This window comes from Flavobacterium sp. LMO6 (genome assembly GCF_009495795.1).
Classification (GTDB): domain Bacteria; phylum Bacteroidota; class Bacteroidia; order Flavobacteriales; family Flavobacteriaceae; genus Flavobacterium.
The window spans coordinates 24066-46321 of sequence record NZ_WIBH01000002.1 but is presented as its reverse complement, the minus strand read 5'-3'; the positions used below and the strand labels follow the sequence as shown (position 1 = coordinate 46321).

The 22256-nt window shown below is 32.1% G+C and carries 16 protein-coding genes; all 16 read right to left on the bottom strand.

Annotated elements, in window-relative coordinates; all coding sequences use genetic code 11:
* Positions 1–41 precede the first annotated feature (41 nt).
* The 16 genes from GFJ99_RS02735 to GFJ99_RS02660 all read right to left on the bottom strand — a co-directional run bounded on the left by GFJ99_RS02735 (position 42) and on the right by GFJ99_RS02660 (position 22252).
* Positions 42–776 (bottom strand): energy transducer TonB, encoded by a 735-nt coding sequence (locus GFJ99_RS02735; RefSeq protein WP_153207436.1) that lies wholly within the window; start codon positions 774–776, stop codon positions 42–44.
* Positions 777–820: 44 nt separating this feature from the next.
* Positions 821–1213 carry a VanZ family protein gene (locus tag GFJ99_RS13720; RefSeq protein ID WP_153207435.1) on the bottom strand — a complete coding sequence of 131 codons (393 nt, stop codon included), beginning with the start codon at positions 1211–1213 and terminating at the stop codon, positions 821–823.
* Entirely contained in the window at positions 1182–1562 is a 381-nt protein-coding gene (gene gcvH, locus GFJ99_RS02725; protein WP_008256093.1) for a glycine cleavage system protein GcvH, read from the bottom strand. Before gcvH ends, GFJ99_RS13720 begins: the two co-directional genes overlap by 32 nt.
* A gap of 140 nt (positions 1563–1702) precedes the next feature.
* A complete protein-coding gene (gene sprA / locus GFJ99_RS02720; protein ID WP_153207599.1) occupies positions 1703–8863 on the bottom strand; it encodes a cell surface protein SprA in 7161 nt (2386 codons plus the stop codon).
* A gap of 63 nt (positions 8864–8926) precedes the next feature.
* Positions 8927–9508, bottom strand: coding sequence for a Holliday junction branch migration protein RuvA (gene ruvA / locus GFJ99_RS02715; protein ID WP_008256091.1), 582 nt, complete (start codon positions 9506–9508; stop codon positions 8927–8929).
* A 7-nt stretch (positions 9509–9515) separates the two neighbouring features.
* Complete coding sequence (locus GFJ99_RS02710) at positions 9516–11798, bottom strand: NADP-dependent malic enzyme (protein WP_153207434.1); 2283 nt, start codon at positions 11796–11798, stop codon at positions 9516–9518.
* Positions 11799–12026: 228 nt separating this feature from the next.
* Positions 12027–12650, bottom strand: a complete 624-nt coding sequence (locus tag GFJ99_RS02705; RefSeq protein WP_153207433.1) for a hypothetical protein — start codon at positions 12648–12650, stop codon at positions 12027–12029.
* Between the two features lie 562 nt (positions 12651–13212).
* Positions 13213–14094 carry a DUF808 domain-containing protein gene (locus GFJ99_RS02700; protein ID WP_153207432.1) on the bottom strand — a complete coding sequence of 294 codons (882 nt, stop codon included), beginning with the start codon at positions 14092–14094 and terminating at the stop codon, positions 13213–13215.
* Between the two features lie 94 nt (positions 14095–14188).
* Complete coding sequence (gene queG / locus GFJ99_RS02695) at positions 14189–15127, bottom strand: tRNA epoxyqueuosine(34) reductase QueG (protein ID WP_153207431.1); 939 nt, start codon at positions 15125–15127, stop codon at positions 14189–14191.
* A gap of 1 nt (position 15128) precedes the next feature.
* Positions 15129–15482, bottom strand: a complete 354-nt coding sequence (locus GFJ99_RS02690; protein ID WP_153207430.1) for a four helix bundle protein — start codon at positions 15480–15482, stop codon at positions 15129–15131.
* A 58-nt stretch (positions 15483–15540) separates the two neighbouring features.
* Positions 15541–16563, bottom strand: a complete 1023-nt coding sequence (ruvB, locus tag GFJ99_RS02685) for a Holliday junction branch migration DNA helicase RuvB (protein WP_153207429.1) — start codon at positions 16561–16563, stop codon at positions 15541–15543.
* A gap of 74 nt (positions 16564–16637) precedes the next feature.
* The gene (locus GFJ99_RS02680) at positions 16638–18404 is read right to left on the bottom strand and encodes a cbb3-type cytochrome c oxidase subunit I (protein WP_008256080.1); all 1767 of its coding nucleotides are present in this window, start codon (positions 18402–18404) and stop codon (positions 16638–16640) included.
* Positions 18405–18435: 31 nt separating this feature from the next.
* Positions 18436–19593, bottom strand: a complete 1158-nt coding sequence (locus tag GFJ99_RS02675; protein WP_153207428.1) for a cytochrome c oxidase subunit II — start codon at positions 19591–19593, stop codon at positions 18436–18438.
* A 19-nt stretch (positions 19594–19612) separates the two neighbouring features.
* Positions 19613–21145, bottom strand: a complete 1533-nt coding sequence (locus tag GFJ99_RS02670; protein WP_153207427.1) for a quinol:cytochrome C oxidoreductase — start codon at positions 21143–21145, stop codon at positions 19613–19615.
* Between the two features lie 27 nt (positions 21146–21172).
* A complete protein-coding gene (locus GFJ99_RS02665; RefSeq protein WP_008256074.1) occupies positions 21173–21718 on the bottom strand; it encodes a cytochrome c in 546 nt (181 codons plus the stop codon).
* 9 nt (positions 21719–21727) lie between these two features.
* Positions 21728–22252, bottom strand: coding sequence for a DUF3341 domain-containing protein (locus GFJ99_RS02660; protein WP_153207426.1), 525 nt, complete (start codon positions 22250–22252; stop codon positions 21728–21730).
* Positions 22253–22256: the final 4 nt, after the last annotated feature.

Below are 22256 nucleotides of genomic sequence, written 5' to 3'. Positions count from 1 at the left end.
ATGCCAAAAAAAATCCCAACTTAAAAAGTTGGGATTCAATATTATTGTAATTTAAATGTAATTGGTTGACTGTACTTAACTTTTACAGGTTTTCCACGTTGCATTCCTGGTTTAAATTTTGGTAATTTTTCGATTACACGTTTTGCCTCTTTCTCTAAAAGTTCTCCACCTTTAGGACCTTTTACTTGAACATTTGTAATACTTCCATCTTTATCAATAACAAACAAAACAGCTACTCTACCTTGAATATTATCTTCCATTGCTCGTTCAGGGTAATTTTGATTTCTCTTTATGTGTTTTGCCATTTGCTCCATAAAGCACTCTAGACGCTTGCTTTTTTCAACTTTTTCACATCCAGGAAAAACAGGAACATCTTCAATAACCGCAAAAGGAACTTCTTCATCAATTTCATCAGCTGTTCCACCTTCGTCACCGTACTGAGCAGCATTATTAACTACTACTGGTTTATTTTCATCTACTTCTGTAGTTTCAATTTTTTTATCTTCAATAACTTGCTTGTTATCAACAATTTGGATTACCTCTGGAGCAGGTGGTGGTGGTGGTGGTAATTTTTGTACTGGTGGCATAGTTAAAATTGCCTCTTCATCTTGTACAAAATTATCTAGAATATCTAATTTTTCAACCACAACTCTTGGGTCTTCTGATTTAAGCTCAATGCCAACATAAGTCAACAATAAAATAGCAGTAAGACCAACAAGGAAATATAATGAACTATTTCTCTTTGGATCTACATTAGGATTTTTCTTTATTTCCATAATTTTAATTTTGAAGTGCTAATATAGTTAATATTAGAAATGTTTTAAAAAAATTTATTAAAAATTTTATTTTTTACACAGTATAAGCAAATAAATCCTACAATTGCTCCTAACGAATTAGCAATGGCATCGTAAATATCAGCCTCTCTGTTTTTGGTTAATACACCTTGTAATATCTCAATAACTATGCCATATAGTATTACAAAAAGAATAATTAACAAATCATGTTTACTTTTAAAACAAGATTTACTTTTTGCTAAACTCAATAAAATAACAAAAACAGCATAAAATATAAAATGCACAACCTTATCATTCCCAGATACGTATCCTTTAGGAATACCATTTAGACTTACTAAACTTGCAATTGTAATTAAAACAGCCCAAGTTATAGCAAGATATAAATAGTTACGCTCCGATAAGTGCTTTATAATCTTCACTAGATAAAAGCGTTTCTACTTCAGATGCATCAGAAAATTTTACTTTCACCATCCAACCATCTCCATAAGGATCAGAATTTACTTTTTCAGGATCTGATTCTAATGAGTCATTAAATTCGATAATTTCTCCAGACAAAGGCAAAAACAAATCTGAAACGGTTTTCACAGCTTCAACTGTTCCAAAAACTTCGTCTTTATCTAAAGTTTGATCTAAAGTTTCCACCTCAACATATACGATATCACCCAATTCTTTTTGAGCAAAATCTGTAATTCCTACTGTTGCAACATCGCCTTCAATTGAAACCCACTCGTGGTCTTTAGTGTATTTTAAATTAGTTGGTATATTCATTTGGTTATAATTTTTTGACGTACAAATGTAATTTTATTTATTGAATTGAAAAAAAGGTTTTTGTTATTTTTTTGAATAAAAAAATAACCACTCAAAAAACTGATTTTGAGTGGTTGAGATATATTTTTATAAAATTTAAATTAATTCCCGAAATTGTATCGTAATGTAAATCCGCTTCTAATATTTGTTGTAGGAAAAGAAGTAGAAATTACCGCTTGAGAGAACTGATGATCATAGAAGAAAATAGCAGTTAAATTTTTACTAAAAGAATAATCTGCCGTCAATCGAACCGACCATAAATCTTGACCTCCTCCTAATTGATTGTTGTCGTAATCTAAATAACGAACAATTGTATTGTTTTTACGCAATGAAAAATCAGCTTTAATATTAATATCACTTTTAATAATTCCGCTTACATTATCTGCTAAAGCTGAATTAAACGTTACATCTTTAATTCTATATCCAAGACCAATTATGTATTCGTTTCCACTAACTTCTGTAAGCAAATTATTATCGAAACTCATATTTAACGTTCTGTCTTTTTTAAGTTCGGCCAGAATTTTTATTGAATTTTTCATTTCAAACTCAACCTTAACTAAAGGATTAAACTGTTCCGCAAGATTGACATTTGAAATAATCTTAGAAGCAAAGAAATTTCCATTAGCATCAACTGGAGCTGTATTTAAGTTAGAACGAAATGAATTGACATTATAACTTGCTCTATATCCATGTTGAATTGAAAAACGTTTAAAATTATCTTTAAACCATTTATATCGCATAAGTCCAGTATATTTTATTGTCCAGTTTGGTAACGGAACATTTCTAAATACACCGGTTGATACTTTAGCTACATCTTGACCCGAATATGCTGATAAAAATGAAGGCAATAATACTTGCTGGCTATTTTTTCCAAACCCAATAGGGTAGCCATCTGCATCTCTTGGGAATGATCCTCCTCCATAATAACCTTCTGCTAATCTGTTAGCAACTACTAATCTATTATCTCTAAAATCTTGAAATGTTTGAGAAAAGTTTACATCACTTTGAGTAAATGCAGTTGAAATTAAAATAGTTGAAACATTAAAATTACCAAAATCATATGGAGCGCGCGAATTATATTGCCCAGCAGAAACATCATATTGTTCAGAAAAATTATAAGCATACGTTCTGTCTGCCGTTAAATCAATTTTCAAATCTGGAAACAATTCCATTTGAGCAGTGAAATTAATTTTTTTAGTTTCTACTTGAGTGAAGTTCTGATTAAATTCAGGGAATGTTGTTAACCAACCATTGCGTGCTGCTTCATATCGAACATCTGATTGACTTCCGAAAACAAAACCTAATGTTGGTTTTGACGAACCAAAGAATCCTAAACCTGGAAGATATCCTGGTAAAACTGTTCCATTATTTTCGGTGTAATTAATTTGAATGTTTTTAACACTTGTAATCACTCCTATTAAACCACTCATAAAAAGACCTCTTTCAGAAGTAATATTTCCTTTTGGAGCCGTTACTTTTTGTCCTGGTTTTGGAACAGCATTTTTATCTTTATTAGTCGCAACTTTTTTCTTATTGCTTTTGGTTTTAGTTAAACCAATATACTTATAAAACAAATCCATATTTAAAGTTGTGTTTAACTTATGTGAATTTGCATTCTGAATAGTATTCCCTAAAGCATAAATATTGCCATCTTCACCTGTAATAGTTGAAAAAGCATCTGACGAACGTTGCCAGTTATAATCTCCTGTATACGTATAAGTAGATTTAACAAAACTAAGCACTGGAATTTTATTAATTGGTAAATCGTAATTTACAACCAATTGTTGGTTGTGTTGATTTGATTCTCCAATATTCCAATAATCGTCCCAAATATCTAATCCATCAATTGGTAAATTATTTTCATCTAAATAATTACGAACGATATTATTAGATGAAGCAGTATAATTTAAACGAAGTGATTTTGTTACATTATAATTAAAGCCATACGTATAGTTAAAGAAATAATTTCTTCTATACAAATCGCCAAGTCCAATTCCTTGCACATCAACTAATCTAAAACGTTGTCTGTTAAATTGACGAATTATATTTGAACTAAAAGAAACATTACTTGGTAAATAGTTAAAATTAAAATCGCTCAACATTTTATAATAACCACTCTTCTTGAAAAGCTTTGTGTTTTTAAAAGGCTCAACTGTTTTTGGTTTAAAAGTATAAGCATAATCAACTGTAGTTCTATTTTGCTTATCAATTAAATTTTCAATTTCGTAATCATGATGTTCCGTTTCATTTAAAGAATAAGACAAAGTTAAATTCTCTACGTCGTAAAAATGAGTATTCTTTTCTGGATTTTTCTCTTTTTTAACTCCAATTAAATTGAAACTAGTTCTTTTTGTGTAATCAATTGCTCTTTGCTCAATATTTGCTCTTTCCGTTGCGTCAGTTGTTATATCTAATAACTGATTTAATTCGATATCTTGATAAAAAGGATCAAATTTTGGCGTGATGGTTTCTTCGCCCACAGCATAATTAAACGGTAAATTAATTCCCCATTTTTTTGGTAATAGTTTACCTAAATTTACATTTGTTACAATGTCATATTGAAAAACATCTTCTCTACTTCTTTCATTTGGCCCTTGTTCTAAAGCGCCAAAACCGATAGTTCCTAATCTAGTTGTAGCCGAAACATTTGCAAAGTCAGCAAAATTGGTGTCTAAATTAGCCACCGCTGCATATCCGCCTTTGTTATCCATATCAGACATACGAAGTTCGTTAAACCAAACTTCACCTCTTTTAATGCTGCCCGATTTATTTTTGATACCGATCATTAAAGTTCTAACCAGTCCAAAATTTGGGTTTCCTTTTATTCCTAGAGTCAATCTATTACTAGAAGAACCAATTGCCTCTTCTTCTACAAATCCAACTCCATCTAAATCAAGCGAAATAGATGGATCATTCTGAAGAGCTAATATCTTTAACTTAGTTAATAAATCTAAAGAAATTTCTATTTCATTTTCAGAAGGCCAAACTTCATCTGGAGTTGAAGCACCATAAGCAGTAACTTTTAAAGGCATTTCAACTTGGTAGAAATTATCTGTAAAGTCATTTCCAAAACGAATAAAAGCGATTAATTCATCATCTTGTAAATCTCCGTTTTGAACTGCTTCTGCATGTAAAAACATACGTAGTTTTTTAAACTGACGCATATCTACATTTACATTTTTAAACACGGCTCTTGCATCATCATTCTCTAAACCATTAACTATTCCTCCTAATTTATCATAAACTCGTAAAGAAAGAGATTGCTCATTTTGGTTAATAATGGTATTGTTGTTATACAATTGCTCTCGAACCACTCCTGGAGGAGTTACATAATTTATAGGACTTCTTTGTCCGTTTTCTTGAATATTTAAAGCCACTACATCAAATCCTGTATTTTCATCATCTGGATCAGGATCTAATTGATCGAATTTACCGGTATAACGTCTCCATTCCCCTCTAACCAAATCTAAAGCACCAAAACGTAGCGTAACTTCATCTTTAAATCCACTCATATACATTCTCATGAAACGAATGGAACGAAAATCTGAAATTGGACCTACTTTATTAGCATCTATAACCTCTAAAATTGGAATTTTATATAATATCCATCTTACTTTACCCACAGCACCATTTGGTAAATCTACATTGTCGTCTGTTCTAAAATCAGCAATATAATATTGCCCAACAGGTACATCTGCATCATTATCTCCGTATGCTTGAAAAGGCACTTCAAATTTAAAATAAGCGTTAATGGTATTCATCGTATTGTCACGATTTACATCTTCTACATCTGGGAATGTTGTATTACCTCTGTTATCGTTTGTAACTGAAACTGGTGAATTTCCTTCAAATCCATTGTAATTTTTGTATCGAGTAACGATATCTCCTGTAGCTTCCAAATAAAATCGATAATTATCTGCAGATGGGTCAGGATAAGACGCGAAATCTGCAAATTTCGCTGCTTCTTCAGCATCTGTTAACCCATCAAAACCAGCATCCTGAACCGCTCTATTTGCTTCATTAGTGTCAAACGCATAAATCAATGATTGAGAAGCCGGTACTTGTCCCCAAGCTGTACTAATTGTTGGTTGAGTTGAACCTACTTCTGGTAATCCATTCTCATATAATTTTCTTCCATCTCTTAAAACATCTTCAGATATTTCTCCAAGATTAAAAACTAATTTTCCTGTATTTGTTGGGTCCGCTTTATCACCAGCATTCCCATAATACGGATCCATTACCCAAAACTGAATATATTCTACATTTGATTGCTCAAAATTTGTTGAATTGATAGCTCTAGTTATACCTGCCCACGTTTCAGGAGCTTCTAAATCTGTAAATTGATTTGATCCGCTTAAACTAGGATTAAAATTATATGCTCCTCTATCTTTAGGAAAGTATGTTAAGTCTAATGTACTTATAACGGTTGTTTGCCCTTGAGCAATATCGGTTACAGGATATAATTCGCGACTAAAAATACGTCTTGTTTTATTAAATGATAAATCATCATCATTAATTCCTGCTGGTGTTTGCGTATAGAAAACAGGATCAATTGAATACCAAGCTAATTTACTTCTTTTATAACCAACACTTAAATCATCGGCAAGTGGTTCTGCGGTGGTCGCAATTCCGTCATAATTACCTTCCAAAGGCACACTTGCTAATGTCCAAGCTTGAGGCGAACGCATATCAATTGTGGTTTGAGAACCTTCAAAATCATCTATATAAGTTGTTGCTTCACCGTTAAATTGATCCGCTTTAGAAGCCCCTGGTTTTAAATAAGCGATTTCACCTCTAAAAGATAAATTTGATGGAACATCCGTATCAATATTTGGCAACTTATTTACTAATCTTGTAAAAAACGGAACCTCTGTTGAGTAGTTTGTGTTAAATCCGAAAATGGTATTATTTACAGACTCTTGCCCATAATTTGATTTGGTTGTAAAAGGTCTTTCAGACATGTTTAAAACGGTAGCTGCCATTAAAAACTTATCATTAAACTTATGCTCTACATTTAATCCCCAAAAACGTCTTGTTTGTTGCCCAAAAACAGAATTGTTTTCTACTGAAACTTCAATTGGAGTATTAGATGCTTGTAATGATGGGTCAAGAATTTGTACCTTACCCATTTGATAATTTACCGTATAATCTACACCTTCAACCAAAACTCTTCCACCAGCAGTAACCACTACTGAACCTTGAGGAACATTAAAAGCACCAATTGAAATTCCGTCTCCACCTAAAGATTTAAAACGTCCTTTTAATTGAAACTTATTTTTTGCACTTTCCTGCAAAGCAGCTGCTTGAGTAGTTTTATACAAACTTCTAAAAACATACTTGGCTTGATTGCTATTATAGGTTAACGGATCATCGTAATTTTCAACCAAAGCCGGAACATCTAGTTTTTCAAATAAATGTTTACCAAAAGGCTCAACTGTTGTAAAAATAATTTTTCCTCTTTGTGTATCTACTGTTAATCCTGGGTAAAAGTCAAAAAAACCATCACCACCTTCTTGCGGGTCATTTGTATAATTTAATTGATCTAGATTAAACACTTTTAACAAGGGTGTTTGCTCTACATCTGAAGGCAAAGCATCAATCCCAGATTGCGTTATGTAATTTAAAGGCGACGGATCTGTATAAAGAATGTTTAATTTAAAATCTTCTTGTTGCAATTGATATCCACCAGGAATTTGGTAAATATTTTTCATCATTAAATTCCATGTAGGCATTGTATAATCTATACCTGCCACTTGATACTTATCAATAGTTAAATTACTTTTTAATAATTTTAACACTAATGCTTGAGAATTAGGAATACCGGTTCCGCCCACATTTGTTGCATCAACACCATCTGTACCAAATTCTCCCACTTGATAAACATCACTTCCAATCGTATATTGATAAGAAACTGCTAAAACTTCATCGTTTGCTAATCTCTGATTTAAGGAAATATATCCTAATTGAGGATGATACGTATATTCTGTTGACGTTAATTTTCTTGCATTTTCTAGCTTAGCAAAATCAACTCCTTCAGAAGCGCCACCAACAACATTAAAACCATTAGATGCTAAAGAAACATCTCTAATAGAACTGTTTAAAAAATTACTTCCTATACTACTAGGATCATATTTATTATTGGAATTATTTGTGGGTGTATTTGCAGCAACATTGTAAAAAGTTGGGTTTGAAACTAAATCTATGTGAACCGTTTCTTGTGGCAAAACATTTGTGAGTGGCGCTTCTCCTAAATCTTGAAGTGCCACAATATTTCTTAGGTTATTTTCGGTAGAATTTACTCGATTTTGTTTGTTCGTTATCCAAACTTCAATTCTATTAATTTGAACACGCGAATTTACATACGGAAAAGTCTCTAAAGCTTTATCATAATTATTTCTGAAATATTGAGATAAGAAATAATGGCGATCGGCATCATAATCCAAGGCAAAAATTTCGAAATCTTGAAGAGTTCCTCCACCTTGAGAAGTAACTGATTTCGTTTGCGATTTTTGTTCAGAGAAAACTCCTGTAAAAGTTGTTTTACCAAATTGTAATTGCGCTTTTACCCCGAATAAACTTTGAGCGCCTCTAACCAATGAATTAGACAATGGGAAACTAACATTTCCTACTTCTATTTTCTTAATAATATCATCTTCGGTAGGAGTGTATTCTAATTTAATTAAATTTTGAAATGCAAAAGTAGATTGTGTATCATAATTGACATTAACATTTAAACGTGTTCCAACCTTACCTTGTAAACCAACACTAATTCTTTGATCAAAATCGAAACTTGTTGTTTTTCTGTTTCTTGGAGATAAAGAAGGATTATCTTGTTTAGTAAAACGAATTCCTAAATCTAATTCAACAGAACCTGTAGGCTTTACATCAATAGTATTGCTTCCAAATATAGTTTCAAAAAATTTAGAATTTACATAATATCTTGGTAATAAATCTTTTTTAGCATCTTCGGAACCTGCTTTTTTACCATCCATCGCTGCCGATTTTTCTTGGTAATATTTACGCATTCGTTCTCTCAAAACAAGTTCTTCAAATTGTTTTGGCGTAAGAATCATTGGATAATTAATATTAAACCCGTCAACAGAGCTCGTATAAATATAACGATCAGAAGCTGGATCATATGTATATTTATCTAAAATACTAACGGGATTAGGCATATTAAGTTTCCCTAAATCAACACCTGTTTTAATAGAATCTTTTTCCTCCTCGCCTACCTGAGCTTGTAGCGAAAAAGAAAAGAGCATAAAGAATAATGCTAGATTAAATTGTAATTTATTTATTGCTTTTAATATTATTTTTTTCAAGTTTTATAAATTTTTTAAAGCTTGTTTTATTAAGTTTTCAACAGTGGCGTTTGGGGTTTCTCTTATAATTTTGTCGATAACTTTTTCGGCTGCTTTCCTAGCAAATCCTAAAACTTCTAAAGCAGATAACGCTTCATCTTTATTTGTATTGCTTTCAATAACAGAAACTTCATCTAAATTATACACTTTTAACACTTTTTCCTTCAAATCAAGTATAATTCTTTGTGCTGTTTTTGCACCAATACCTTTCATTGATTGCATTGTTCCAATATCATTTGACGCAATTGCTTGTATAATTTGACTTGGAGCTAAGGAAGAGAGCATAGTTCTTGCTATACTTGCGCCAACTCCAGAAACCGAAATTAATAATTTAAACAACTCGCGCTCTTGCTTTTCTACAAATCCGTATAAGGTATGCGCATCTTCTTTAATTTGTAAAAAAGTAAATAATTTTAAACTTTCTGAATCAGGCAATAATGAATACGTATGCAAAGAAATATTAATATGATACCCCACACCATTACAATCGATAATCACTTCGGTTGGTGTTTTTTCAACTAATCGTCCTTGAATGTGAGCTATCATATTTGTATTATCTATTAGATTTTTTTCCTTTTTCTTGTGCGTCAACAACTGCCACTGCAGCCATATTAACCATTTCTTCAACACTTGCTCCTAATTGAAATACGTGTACTGGTTTATCTAAACCAAGAATTATAGGACCAATTGATTCTGAATTATTTAATTCCTTTATTAATTTATATGTAATATTCGCAGCGTCTAAATTAGGAAAAATAAGTGTATTAACTTTTTTATTTACTAATTTAGAAAAAGGAAATTTATTTTTTAGTAAATCTGGATTTAATGCAAAATCTGTTTGAATCTCTCCATCTACTATTAAATCAGGGAAATTTTCATGTAAATAGGCAACTGCTTGTCTTACTTTATTAGGACCTTCATAATTAGATGAACCAAAATTAGAATAAGATACCATTGCAATTACTGGCTCCATACCAAACATTCTAACTGTTTTTGCCGTCATTAAAGCAATTCTTGCTAAATCATCAGCTGAAGGGTTAGGATTAATTGCAGTATCTGACAAGAAAATTGGACCTCTTGAGGTCATCATCATATTGGTAGTTGCAATTTTTGAAACTCCAGGAGCTTTATCTATTAATTGCATTACAGGTTTTATTGTTGATGGATAACTTCTTGAATGACCCGTAACCATTGCATCTGCTTCTCCGGTATTTACCATCATTAAACCAAAGTAATTTCGCTCGCGCATCCATTTTTCAGCCTCATAAAAGGTAACACCTTTGCGTTTTCTACTTTCCCAAAAATGTTGTGCGTAATCTAAACGTTTCGCATCACATTCTTTCGCTTTTGGATCAAAAATTGGCACTTCTACATCAAACCCAATTTCTTCTTTTAATTCCATTATGATTTCTTTGTTTCCTAATAAAACTGGAAAACCAATACCTTCTTCATGAACAATTTGAGCTGCTTTTAACACATCGATTTGATCTGCTTCAGCAAAAATAATACGTTTTGGATTTGTTCTAGCTCTGTTTGTTAACAAACGAATCATTTTGTTATCAGAACCCATTCGCTCTAATAACTCATCTTTATATTTATCCCAATCTGTTATAGGAAATGTTGCTACACCTGAATCCATAGCCGCTTTTGCAACTGCTGGTGGCACTTCCGCGATTAATCTTGGGTCAAATGGTTTTGGAATAATATAATCGCGACCAAACGTTAATTTGGTTTCACCATACGCAATATTTACTTGTTCTGGAACTGATGCTTTTGCTAATTCTGCTAAAGCTACAACAGCAGCTTTTTTCATTTCCTCATTAATTTTAGTTGCTCTAACATCTAAAGCACCTCTAAAAATAAATGGAAATCCTAACACATTATTTACTTGATTAGGATGGTCAGAACGACCCGTTGCCATAATAATATCTTTTCTAGTAGCAATTGCTAAATCATAGTTAATCTCTGGCGTTGGATTTGCCATTGCAAAAACTATAGGATTATCTGCCATTCCTAATAACATATCAGGTGTAACGATATCTCCTGTTGACAATCCTACAAAAACATCGGCACCTTTCATAGAATGCGCTAAATCATCAAAATGCTTATCTGTTGCATAAACACGCTGCATATCCGAAATTTTCGGATCGTCTTTACGCAATGCTCCTTTACTGTTGAACATTACCACATTTTCTGGTTTCACACCAAAAGACACGTATAAATTAGCACAAGCAATGGCTGCAGATCCTGCTCCCGAAATTACCATAGTAACTTCTTCCATTTTCTTGCCTGCTAATTCTACTGCATTTAATAATGCGGCTGATGAAATGATAGCGGTTCCATGCTGATCATCGTGCATAACTGGAATATTCAATTCCTCTACCAAACGTCTTTCAATTTCAAAAGATTCTGGTGCTTTGATGTCTTCCAAGTTAATTCCTCCGAAAGTTGGAGAAATATTTTTTACCGTTGCAATGAATTCTTCGATGTCTTTTGTTCCTACTTCGATATCAAACACATCAATATCAGCGAAGATTTTAAACAACAAACCTTTTCCTTCCATTACAGGTTTTGAAGCTTCTGGACCAATATCTCCTAAACCTAAAACAGCGGTTCCGTTTGATATTACAGCTACTAAATTTCCTTTTGCGGTATATTTATAAACGTTGTTAACGTCTTTTTCAATTTCTAAACAAGGTTCTGCCACTCCAGGAGAATAAGCTAAAGCTAAATCTCTTTGTGTTGCATATTTTTTTGTGGGAACTACCTGAATTTTTCCAGGTTTAGGTTTTGCGTGATATAATAAGGCTTCTCTACGTTTACTATCTTTATGCATGGTTTTTTTATTTTACTAACTTACAAATATAGTAGTATGCTTATAAAATGAGAAATTATTTCGGTATTCTTTTGAAAAAATAAATGGATTATTTTTACATTTCCTTGTGGAGGAGTATATATCTAAGTAATGTAACATTAGGAGATAGGTCTTTACGAATTAGGATTTTTAGACTTTTGAAAACACTTAAAGTAACTGCAACTATTTCTAAAAATTTAATAACATTATCTAAAAAACAACGAATTCATCAAAGCAAGATTTTAAACATGGATATTTCTTATAATCAATTAATCGCTCAGATTTCAAACCTTTATAAATGCATAACAAGTCAACATCTTCAATATGATGTTTCTTTATAATAGACTTGAAACTTATTTTTTCATAATTTTTAAAGTAATATTCCTGTATACTAAACAATAAACTCATTAAATCATTTCCATTAAAACCAGCTATTCTGTAAGACATCCCTTTTTCAATATCAAAAACTAAAACTAACTTACCATCACATTGGTTATTATAAAAAAAACTATTTACATCCATATTAAACGGTGTTAAATCTTGATTTGTGTCAATAACATTTTGATTGTTTAATATTAAGTATTTAACTACATATTTATGGGGTAAATTATTATTTAATTCAGATATTTTCAATTTAATATTATCTTTAAATATATTAAAAATTGAATCATTTTTAATTGAAATCGAATTCATACTTTCTTCTGTAGGTAAATACCCTGATGTTTTTTCAATATATATCCATTTCTTAAAAATATGCTCATAATCTATTTTGTGTTCATTTTGAGAAAAAACATTTAAAGATATTAATAAAAAAAAGAGTTTAATATTCGCCATAATTATTAAAGTTTGTTTGATGAATAGTTTTCTATTTTTTAAATGGCCATAGGATTCTTAACAATCCTTTGCGTTTTTTGTTTTGTATGATTCCTATTAACTGGTAATTATTTCGGTATTCATTTGAAAAAATAAATCAATTAATAATTTTATAATAATATTGTATTGAATTATTTTTTCTAGAAAAGTTTAGTACAATTTTATAATCCAATTCGTAAACAAAAAACAATAATATTCGATACCTAATTAGCACATCATCATTTTCCTTAAAAAAATTATGCGGCCTTTTACCATTATATTCGTTTAAGAGATAAAAACTTTCATTATGAAAAAAATTTCTATTCTGAATATTAACCTCTAAATAATTAACATTTCTAAATTGTTTTTCTTCAAAAATAACTTTTTTACAATAAAACATATTCGATCTAAAATAATTTCCATCAGCTGAAATTTTATGGAACTTCATTTCATTGTAGTTTAATGAAAAAAGCCAAAATAATTGGTAAATAAAAAATAACGCTAAAATTATCGATAATCTAATTGCAATTTTTTTAAACATATTTTATTTTTTAGCTAAACCCTTAACCTTCTTAAAAACCGTGATCAACAAAACGGCAACTAATCCAAATGCTATTCCAACGCCAAATTCAGCTATTGTTGATGGAATACTGTGTGGCACTAAATGATGAATATATTCGATATTATGAAGAAAAATTCCGCCCGAAACTAAGATAAGCGCGATAGTTCCTAAGACAGCAAGGAATTTAATAACCAATGGTAAGGCTTTAATTAAAATACTACCTAAAGAAGATAAAAATCCTTTTTCGTTTCCATTTTTCATTAAATAAAAACCAGCATCGTCCATTCTTACAATTAAAGCTACAATACCGTAAACTCCAATTGTAGCAATAATAGCTACAAAAGTTACACTTAAAATTTGAGTGATTAGCGGATGTTCTTTTTCCATTGCTGTTCCTAAAGCGATAATGACAATTTCAAGCGAAAGAATAAAATCGGTTTTAATCGCTGAACTTACTTTTGCTTTTTCAGAATTTTCGTTATCTTCCTCAAGCTTACTTTCTTTGATAACTTCTTCGCCTTTTTTAGCACGATGAAAAAGATATTCGATAATTTTCTCCACGCCTTCGTAGGCTAAGTAAACTCCTCCAATGATTAAAGCGACTTTAATGGCTGGCGGATACAACCAATTCAAAACAAAAACTACCGGCAGAATAATTAGTTTATTGATAAACGAGCCTTTTGTAATCGCCCACAACACCGGAATTTCTCTTGAAGCCAAAAACCCAGTTGCTTTTTCGGCATTTACCGCCAAGTCATCTCCTAAAATTCCTGCTGTTTTTTTGGTTGCTAATTTACTAGTCATTGCTACATCGTCCATCAATGCAGCGATATCGTCTAAGATTGCAAAAAATCCTGATGTCATAATTTTAAAAATTTATTTATTTTTAAGAACTCTCAAAACTACGGCAAAGTTTTCTTTTGGAAAATATTTTTTGTCTGAAAAAGTTTATACAATTTTATTTCTTCAAAAAATTGATATTACGAAGCAAGCCTTCATATTTGGTTCGTTTAACTGCTGAATTTTTAAATACTTTTTGAAAAGTATCAGTAGTTATTTCTTCCCAATCCGATTTTGAGAAATTTAAAATATCCGAATTCGCCTGAAAAAGCGGTTCATTATGTGGTTTTGAAAATCGATTCCACGGACAAACATCTTGGCACACATCACAACCAAACATCCAATCATCAAACTTACCTTTCATTTCTTGAGGCAAATTATCTTTCAATTCAATGGTGAAATACGAAATACATTTACTTCCATCCACAACATAAGGCGCAACAATAGCTTCTGTGGGACAAGCGTCTAAACAAGCGGTGCAAGAACCACAATGGTCTGTTGTTGGCGTATCGTAATCTAATTCCAAATCAATAATTAATTCGGCAATAAAATAGAATGAACCCACTTTTTGCGTGATAAGATTACTGTTCTTTCCTACCCAACCCAAGCCGCTTTTTGCCGCCCACGCTTTGTCTAAAACAGGTGCCGAATCCACAAAGGCTCTTCCTGAAACTTCTCCAATTTCAGTTTGAATGAAATTTAATAATTCCTTTAACTTTTCTTTGATGACGTGATGATAATCTTGTCCGTAAGCGTATTTGGAAATCTTATACGAATTCTCATTTTGAAATTCCGAAGGATAATAATTCAACAATAAAGAAATCACACTTTTAGCATCATCTACCAAAAGCGTTGGATTCAAACGTTTGTCAAAATGGTTTTCCATGTAACTCATTTGACCTTGCATGTTATTGTTTAACCAATTTTCTATACGAGGCGCTTCTTCTTCAAGAAAACCTGCTTTGGAAATACCACAAGACAAAAAGCCGAGTCTTTTGGATTCGGATTTTATAATCTTTGAATAGTTGGAAGATGGAAGCCGGAAGTTGGAAGACATACTACGATAATTTATTTCTAAAAGCAATCATCATATTCATCAAATTATATGAATCCTGATAAAATTTATCAAAATCTACTTCACTAATATATGCTCTCCTTTTTGCTTTGTGCAAACAAGTCACAACTTCTGCTAAAGAGCGAATTGCATATCCTAAAAACCTTCTAAACTCAGGATTACTTTGCTCAATTGAACCTTCAGAAATATTTAAAGCTATCGAATCAACCGCACGATTGATTTGGGAAGTCAAATTATATATTTCACTTTTAGGAAAGTTTTGAGAAATTTTGAAAATGTCTTCACCAAAACTCATTGCATTTTGCCAAATAATTAATTTTTCAAACTTAAAACTCATAAAAATATCTTTTAAAACGAAATAAAACTTCCAACTTCAAGCTTCCATCTTCCAGCTCTTAAAAAAGTCCTCCTTGAATATTATTTTTAATTTTTCCTAAATGTTTATACGCTTTCTCCGTTACTTCTCTTCCTCTAGGCGTTCTCATGATGAAGCCTTCTTGGATTAAGAAAGGTTCGTACACTTCTTCAATGGTTTCACCACTTTCGGAAACTGCTGTTGCTAATGTTGACAATCCAACAGGTCCGCCTTTGAATTTTTCGATTATAGTTAATAAAATTTTATTATCCATTTCGTCTAAACCGTGTGCATCTACATTCAACGCTTTTAATGCGAATTTTGCTATTTCAATGTCGATTTTTCCGTTTCCTTTGATTTGAGCAAAATCTCTAACACGACGCAATAAAGCATTGGCGATACGAGGTGTTCCTCTACTTCTGCCAGCGATTTCAATAGCCGCTTCCATCGTAATTGGCATCTTTAAAATAGATGAACTACGTTGCACAATTGTGGTTAATAATTCGGTGTTATAATATTGTAATCGACTTTGAATTCCGAAACGAGCACGCATAGGAGCTGTCAACAATCCAGAACGAGTAGTTGCACCAACTAAAGTAAACGGATTCAAATTAATTTGAACCGTTCTTGCATTTGGACCCGACTCAATCATGATATCAATCTTGAAATCTTCCATTGCCGAATACAAATATTCTTCCACAATCGGACTTAAACGGTGAATTTCATCAATAAATAAAACATCTCTTTCTTCCAAATTAGTCAACAAACCAGCTAAATCTCCAGGTTTATCTAAAACAGGCCCTGAAGTAATTTTAATTCCCACTCCTAACTCGTTAGCCAAGATATTTGCTAAAGTTGTTTTACCAAGACCTGGGGGTCCATGAAACAAAGTATGATCTAACGCTTCATTTCGCAAATTAGCCGCTTGCACAAAAACAATTAGATTTTCTAATACTTGATCTTGTCCGGCGAAGTCATCAAAACTTAATGGGCGTAATGCCTTTTCGATATCAATATCATGCGGAGAATAGGATTCTTTATTTGGATTCAAATTATCATTCATAAAAACAAAGATAAGTAAAGTTATAAAACAAAAACCTCTCCGATTGGAGAGGTTTGTATATTGTGGAAAAAATCTTAGTGATGTAAAACTTCTTCTCCTTCTTTCATAGGTGTGATTTGCGTAACAAAGTCTTCATCATGACCTGGTTTACTGTAATCATAAGGCCATCTGTGTACTTCAGGAATTTCTCCAGGCCAGTTACCGTGAATATGTTCCACTGGTGTAGTCCATTCTAAAGTATTAGATCTCCATGGGTTTTGAGTTGCTTTCTTACCATAGAAAATACTATAGAAGAAGTTCCAGAAGAATACGATTTGGAATGCAGCTCCAACGATAGCAAAAATCGTAATCAAAACATTCACATCAGCTAATTCATCAAATAATGGGAAAGCCGAGTTAGTGTAGTAACGTCTTGGTAAACCAGCCATTCCAATAAAGTGCATTGGGAAGAAAACTCCGTAAGCACAAACAGCAGTTACCCAGAAGTGAACGTAACCTAAGTTTTTATTCATCATTCTACCGAACATTTTAGGGAACCAGTGGTATACACCAGCAAAGAATCCGTAAAGTGCAGAGATACCCATTACTAAATGGAAGTGAGCTACTACGAAATACGTATCATGAACGTTAATATCTAAAGTTGAATCTCCAAGAATAATACCTGTTAAACCTCCAGTAATGAAAGTAGATACTAATCCGATAGAGAATAACATTGCAGGATTTAATTGTAAATTACCTTTCCATAATGTTGTAATGTAGTTAAACGCTTTTACAGCAGATGGAATTGCAATTAATAATGTTGTAAAGGTAAATACTGAACCTAAGAAAGGATTCATACCTGAAATAAACATATGGTGACCCCAAACAATAGTTGATAAGAATGCAATTGCTAAAATAGAAGCAATCATTGCACGGTAACCAAAAATTGGTTTTCTAGAGTTTGTAGCAATAATTTCAGACGTAATACCTAATGCAGGTAATAATACGATGTATACTTCAGGGTGACCTAAAAACCAGAATAAGTGTTCGAATAATACCGGAGAACCTCCTTGGTAATGTAAAACTTCACCTTGAATAAAAATATCTGACAAGAAGAATGATGTCCCAAAACTTCTATCAAAAATTAATAATAATGCAGCAGAAAATAATACTGGGAACGATACGATACCAATGATAGCTGTTACAAAGAAAGCCCAAACTGTTAATGGCAATCTTGTCATTGTCATACCTTTAGTTCTTAAGTTGATAACCGTAACAACATAGTTTAATGATCCCATTAAAGATGATGCAATGAAAATAGCCATAGAAGCCAACCATAAAGTCATTCCTAAACCTGATCCAGGAATTGCTTGTGGTAAAGCACTTAAAGGAGGATAAATTGTCCAACCTGCAGATGCTGGTCCTGACTCAATAAACAAAGAAGAGATCATAATGATACAAGAAATGAAGAACATCCAGAAAGAAAGCATGTTCATAAATCCTGAAGCCATATCACGAGCTCCAATTTGTAATGGAATCAATAAGTTACTAAAAGTACCACTCAAACCAGCGGTAAGTACAAAGAATACCATGATTGTTCCGTGAATAGTAACTAATGCAAGATAAATATCGTTACGCATTACTCCATCAGGAGCAAAATTATCTCCTAAGAATACTTTGAAAATTTCGAAAGATTCTTCTGGCCATGCAATTTGCATACGGAAGAATAAAGATAAAACAACTCCAACAATACCCATCAATAAACCTGAAATAAGGTATTGCTTCGCTATCATTTTGTGATCCAAACTAAAAATATATTTAGTTATGAAAGTTTCTTTATGATGACCGTGATCGTGTGACATACTAATTCTATTATATTTAATATAAAATAACTTATTTAATAACTTGAGCTACAACTTTAGTTGAATCAATCGCTACAACAGGAGTTACAACTGGAACTTCTGCAGGAGCAGGAGCGTTAGCTTCTTTCCATTGCTGTGCTAATGTAGGTTTTTCTGCTAACCATGCTTTGAAATCAGCAGGTGTATCTACAACAATTTTCATTTGCATATTGTAGTGTGCTTTCCCACAAATTTTATTACATAATAATAAATAATCAAATGTATAAGGGTCTAAAGCTACACCACCATCAGCAACAATTTTCTTGCTGTTTTTTGTTCTGATTTTATTGATTTTATCCACTTTGGCAATTATAGCCTCATCATTTCTCATATCTGCAGTTGTTACTGTAGGAATAAATGAAAATTGTGTAATCATACCAGGAACACAGTTCATTTGCGCTCTAAAATGAGGCATGTAAGCAGAGTGTAAAACGTCTTGAGAACGCATTTTAAAGATAACTCTTTTACCAACTGGCAAATGCAATTCTGTAACAACTTTATCATCTTGAGCTGCTGGATCAGCTAAATCAACACCTAAAGTATTAATACCTTCGATTAATCTTACGTTAGCTTTTCCTAATGTTTTATCATCACCAGCATAACGAGCTTCCCAACCAAATTGTTTAGCATATAATTCGATAACAATTGCATCTTGTTCATCTTCTTTATCAACAAACATGATATCATTCCATGTATATAAACCATACATGATTAAACCCGCTAAAACAATAACAGGAATAATTGTCCATATAGCTTCTAACTTGTTATTATCTGCAAAGTATAATGCTTTTTGACCTTCTTTACCTCTATATTTAAAAGCAAAGTAGTGTAATAAAAATTGAGTAATGGTTTGTACGAAGAAAATCAATGCCATAGAAATAGCCATTAAATTATCAACCTCTGTACCATGTTCTGAACCTGGAGTACCAAGAACTAATTCACCCCAAGCATATAGTGAATAAATAGTAAAAACATAAATGAAACCTACGAAGGCAAACATCAAATAACCATTAACACTATTATCTTTATCGTTAGCAATTTCATCATTAGCTGAAGAACCACCAATTTGGGTTAAATCAAATATCTTAGTTAATTGCCATACTGCAATACCAACTAGAACTAAAATTATAAATACCAAGAAACTTGTCATTTTTATTTCTTTTTAACTATTAATAATGAAAATGTTTACTCTCCTCAATAAAAGGATTCCCTTTAGGCTCAATTGGAGCTTTAGTTAAAGCACTAAATACAATGAAAATAAATAAACCTAAGAAGAACATTAAAGAACTGATTTCAGGAATACCAATAAACCACTGGTCACCAACTGTTGCAGGCATAATCATATTGAAGAAATCAATATAATGTCCGAATAAAATTACGATACCTGCCATAACTACAATCCAAGTTAAACGTTTGAAATCAGTATTGATTAAGATTAACAATGGGAAAATAAAGTTTAAAGCTAACATTCCAAAGAAAGGTAATTTATAGTGCTCTATACGAGTAACATAATAAGTAACCTCTTCTGGGATATTAGAATACCAAATTAACATAAATTGAGAGAACCATAAATAGGTCCAGAAAATACTAATACCGAACATAAATTTTGCTAAATCATGAATGTGACTTGTATTTACGTGTTCTAAATATCCTTTAGATTTTAAGTATAAAGTAATCATTGCAATTACAGTGATTCCACTTACGAAGAAACTAGCGAAAACATACCATCCGAACAAAGTACTGTACCAGTGTGGGTCAACAGACATAATCCAATCCCAAGACATGATAGATTCAGAAACGATGAAAAACACTAAAAAGAATGCAGCTAGTTTAAAATTTCTCTTGTATGGAGCATTATCAGTAGCTGTATCTTGTGCAATAGAATTCTGTCTGAATTTGAAACGAACCCAATTCCAAACAGCTAAAAAGATTGCAGCTGTAACTAAAAATCTAACAACATTTAACCAACCTTTTTTGTTAAAAATTAATTTATCAAAATCTGCATGTTCAGGGTTAATAACATCAGGATTCATCCAAACAAATAAATGATTTCCTTCAAAAACATGAGCTCCCGTTATTACTAAGAAAAGGAAAAATATTATAGAACCAGGTAATAAATACGCAGTAATACCTTCCATTACTCTAAATAAGATTGGAGACCAACCTGCTTGAGCCGCGTATTGAATAGCATAAAAAGCTAAAACACCAACTGAAATTAACATGAAGAATATACATGCTACATAAAGAGCAGCCCAAGGTTTATTTTGTAACTGATGTAAAACGTGTTCTAAATGCGCTGTATGGTCATCATGAGAATGAGCATCTGCAGTAGCATGTGCATCATGATTATCAGAATGTGCAGCAGGTTCAGCAACAACATCATGACTAACATCAGCATGAACTGAAGATGAATCAACATTATTAACTGAAGCATCAGCATGAGCTGCCAAAGTAGTAACAACAGAATCACTTACTTTAGTTTCACCATGCTCAACAGCATCTTTACCTTCTTCTATTGCATGAACAACTTCTCCATGAGCAGGAGCTGCAGAATGATTACCTTCATGATGGCTATTAGCCAATATTTTTTCAACATCCTCAATTGTTTTAGGTGCGGCCATGAAACCAATTCCAATACCAACTAAACCTAAAATCATTAGGATGAACGAAAAAGTTTTTAATTTACTTGAAAACGTGTACATATCTATTATTTTCAAAAAGTTTTACTATTATAATCCAGACTTAAGTTTTAAAACGTAATCAGTAACCTGCCATCTTTCATCTTGAGATAATTGATTAGCGTGCGACCCCATAGAATTTAATCCATAAGTGATTACGTGAAAAACACTTCCTTCTGTTATTTCTCTATCTTTATAATTTGGTACTCCAAGGAATTTTTCATTTTGAACTAAAATACCTTTTCCGTCACCCTTATCACCATGACATACTGCACAATAAACATTGAACAATAATTTACCTTTTTCAGTATCAATCGCAGTTGCATCTAAAGGAGATTTTAATGTAGCTTTAGCTAAAATATAACCTTCAGGAGTATTTGGAATTTCATAAGGAACAAACCCTCTTTTAATTGAACCTTCTGCTGGTATTTGAGCTTCTACTCCCCCTTTAAAAACATTATGTTCTGAATACGTTTCATAAGAAACCGCTTCATACATATTAGGAAAAAACTGATAGTTAGGTTTTGCTTTATCGAAACATGAAGTTGTCATTAAAGACAAACCTACAACTGCTGCTATTTTATATAAACTTTTCATAACTATCTATTAATGCTTATCTACTACTTTTACTTCAACTGCTCCAGTACTTGTAAAGAAAGATACTAATTCTTCTTCGTTACCGTGAATACCAACCTCCATTAAAAAATGATCATCAGTAGTTCTTACATCTGGATTCTCAGCTTGCTTAAATGGCCATAATTTACTTCTCATATAAAAAGTTATTACCATTAAGTGAGCCGCAAAGAAAACAGTTAATTCAAACATAATCGGTACGAAAGCAGGCATATTGTCAATATAACTGAAACTTGGTTTTCCTCCAATATCTTGAGGCCAATCTTGAATCATAATGAAATTCATTAAGGTTGTAGCTACTGTTAAACCAACTAATCCGTATATGAATGCACATATAGCAAGTCTTGTTGGAGCTAATCCCATTGCTTTATCCAATCCATGAACTGGGAATGGAGTATAAACTTCTTCAATATGATGATGAGCTGCTCTAGTTTGTTTTACAGCATCCATTAAAACATCATCATCATTATATATAGCGTGTATTACTTTATTACTCATGATA